A 3,034-nucleotide genomic window follows, 5' to 3' on the forward strand; every position below is an offset into this window, starting at 1 on the left:
ATATATATTCTATAAACATAATAAATATCAGAGCCGGCGCGACCGGAGCGATCAACGACACGGCCTGAATGGGAGACAGTTCATGGCACATGCAGAAGCCGATCCGATCAAATTCGCCTACTGGGTGCCGAATGTTTCGGGCGGCCTGGTGATTTCCAACATCGAGCAGCGCACCAACCATTCTGCCGAGTACAATCGCAAGCTGGCGCAGATCGCCGAGAAGGCCGGCTTCGACTACGCGCTTAGCCAGATACGTTTCACGGCCGGCTACGGCGCCGACGAACAGCATGAATCGGTGGCGTTCAGCCATGATCTGCTGGCGGCGACCACGACGCTCAAGGTCATCGCAGCGATCCTGCCAGGACCATGGAACCCGGCGCTGGCGGCCAAGCAGATCGCCACCATCAGCTACCTGACCAACGGCCGCGTCGCGATCAACCTTGTCTCCGGCTGGTTCCGCGGCGAGTTCCACGCCATCGGCGAGCATTGGCTCGACCATGACGAGCGCTACCGCCGCTCGGAGGAATTCATCCGTGCGCTGCGCGGAATATGGACTGAAGACAGCTTCACCTTCCGTGGCGATTTCTACCGCTTCAATGAGTATTCGCTGAAGCCGAAACCGCCGCAAGTACCCGAAATCTTCCAGGGCGGCTCGTCGCGCGCCGCGCGCGACATGGCATCGCGCGTCTCGGACTGGTACTTCACCAACGGCAACACGCCGGCCGAGATCGCCAAGCAGGTCGATGATATCAGAGTCAAGGCGAAGGCCAATAACCATTCCGTCAAAGTTGGCGTCAACGCCTTCGCGGTCGTTCGCGAGACCGAGGACGAGGCCAGGGCGGTGCTCGCCGAAATCATCGCCGAGGCCAATCCCGACGCGGTCAATGCTTTTGGCCATGAGGTCAAGAATGCCGGCAAGGCCTCGCCGGAAGGTGAGGGCAATTGGGCGAAATCGTCCTTCGACGATCTGGTCCAGTACAATGACGGTTTCCGCTCGAACCTGATCGGCACCCCCAGGCAGGTCGCTCAACGCGTCGTCGACCTGAAGCGCGCGGGTGCGGATCTTATCCTGCTCGGTTTCCTGCACTTCCAGGAGGAGGTCGAGTATTTCGGCAAGCATGTCATCCCGCTCGTTCGCGAACTGGAACACGCCGAGGCGGCGGCGTCGCTGGCGGCGGAATAGTCACCCCATAGGCACGCCGGACAGGCGCCGGCCCGCACGCACGAAGCTTGCCCGGCGCGCTGATCCGTCGGGCGGCAACAGGATTTTGCGCGCCTAATCGAGGACGATTGGAATGCCGTTGCCCAGTTATACGCTCGGAGTGATGGAGGCTTCCGCCTATGCACCGGAGGTCTTTGCGCGCGGCCTGCCGTCAGACCAGCGGCCGGAGCAGTCGTTCGAAGATGCCGCCAGGCCGGCAGAGTCCGTTGCCGCCGCCTCTCCGTTGCTTTCGCTTCAGGGCATCAGCCTGTCCTTTGGCGGCGTCGTGGCACTGGCCGATATCGACCTATCGGTCCGCCAAGGCGAGATCCGTGCCATCATCGGCCCGAACGGCGCCGGCAAGAGTTCGCTGATCAACGTCATCAGCGGCGTCTACCGGCCGGATCGCGGCCATGTCCGGCTCGACGGTACCTCCTATGCCCAGGTCCCGACGCAGCGGCTGGCCCATCTCGGCGTCGCCAGAACCTTCCAGAATCTCGCACTGTTCAAGGGCCTAAGCGTCCTCGACAATGTCGCCTCTGGCCTTGCCTACAAGGTTCGCTCCAACTTTGCCGGCCAGGTGCTCGGCATCGGCCGCTCGCGTGGCGAGCAGCGCGATTCACGCAGCCGTGCCGAACAGATCCTTGAATTCCTCCATCTCACCGCCATTCGCGACCGTCTTGTCGGCACCTTGCCTTACGGGCTGCAGAAGCGTGTCGAACTGGCCCGCGCGCTGGTGGCCGAGCCGCGCCTGCTTTTGCTGGACGAGCCGATGGCCGGCATGACAGCGAGCGAAAAGAGCGAGATGGCGTCTTTCGTCCGTGCCGCGCGCGATCGTTTCGCCACCACCGTGGTGTTGATCGAGCACGATGTCGGCGTCGTCATGGGTCTGTCCGATCGCATCGCCGTTCTCGACTACGGCCGCAAGATCGCCGACGCCACGCCCGATGAAGTCAGGAGCGACCAACGCGTCATCGATGCCTATCTCGGCGTCGCCTCGGACAATGAGGACGGGGCAGGCATATGATCGCCGATTTCGACTACCAATTCTTCATCGAAGTGCTCGTCGGCGGCCTGCTCTCAGGCGTCATGTATTCGCTTGTCGCGATCGGCTTCGTGCTCATCTACAAGACCTCGGGCGTGCTCAATTTCGCGCAAGGCGCGATGCTGCTGTTTGCGGCACTCACCTTCGTCAGCCTCGTCGAGCGCGGTATTCCGTTCGCGCTGGCGCTGGCGGTCACCTTCGCCATCATGGTGGCGATGGGTGTCGCCATCGAGCGCACGGTGCTGCGGCCACTGACCAACAAGCCGCCGATCACACTGTTCATGGCGACGCTCGGCCTGTCCTACATCATCGAGGGCGCCGCCCAGCTGATCTGGGGCACGCAGGTCCATGGCCTCGATCTCGGCATCGAGGACGTGCCGCTGGAAATCGGCGGCGTGCTGATCAGCCAGTTCGACATTTTTGCCGCGGTGGTTGCCGCCGGCATGGTCCTCCTGCTGTCGCTGTTCTTCCGCTACACCCGCATCGGCCTCTCCTTCCGCGCCGTTGCCGACGACCAGTTCGCGGCCCTCGCGGTCGGCCTCAGGCTGCCCTTGATCTGGGCCACCGTGTGGGCTGCCGCCGGCCTTGTCGCCCTGGTGGCGGGACTGCTCTGGGGCGCACGCCTCGGCGTGCAGTTCTCGCTGTCGCTGGTGGTGCTGAAGGCGCTGCCGGTGCTGGTGCTCGGCGGCTTCGATTCCATCCTCGGCGCCATCGTCGGCGGGCTTCTGATCGGCGCCAGTGAGAAGCTCGCCGAGGTCTATATCGGCGATTATTTCGGCGGCGGCATC

The 3,034-nt window shown here is 63.2% G+C and carries 3 protein-coding genes; all 3 read left to right on the forward strand.

Features of this window, described 5'->3' with window-relative positions; translation table 11 throughout:
• The first annotated feature begins 82 nt into the window (after window positions 1–82).
• Window positions 83–1,183, forward strand: a complete 1,101-nt coding sequence (gene sfnG / locus ENZ74_RS27100; RefSeq protein ID WP_063169858.1) for a dimethylsulfone monooxygenase SfnG — start codon at window positions 83–85, stop codon at window positions 1,181–1,183.
• Window positions 1,184–1,295: 112 nt separating this feature from the next.
• On the forward strand, window positions 1,296–2,228 hold the full coding sequence (locus ENZ74_RS27105) for an ABC transporter ATP-binding protein (RefSeq protein WP_127313117.1): 933 nt from the start codon (window positions 1,296–1,298) through the stop codon (window positions 2,226–2,228).
• The coding region (locus tag ENZ74_RS27110) for a branched-chain amino acid ABC transporter permease (protein ID WP_164761242.1) at window positions 2,225–3,034 on the forward strand (810 nt) is incomplete at its 3' end. The genes ENZ74_RS27105 and ENZ74_RS27110, both read left to right, overlap by 4 nt.

Origin of the sequence: Mesorhizobium sp. M7A.F.Ca.CA.002.15.2.1 (assembly GCF_003998715.1) — a bacterium.
GTDB classification, from domain to species: Bacteria; Pseudomonadota; Alphaproteobacteria; order Rhizobiales; family Rhizobiaceae; genus Mesorhizobium; species Mesorhizobium ciceri.

Excerpts from the sequence above, each read along its gene's own strand:
- sfnG (WP_063169858.1), top strand. The coding sequence starts at position 83 with ATGGCACATGCAGAAGCCGATCCGATCAAATTCGCCTACTGGGTGCCG.
- ENZ74_RS27105 (WP_127313117.1), top strand. The coding sequence starts at position 1,296 with ATGCCGTTGCCCAGTTATACGCTCGGAGTGATGGAGGCTTCCGCCTAT.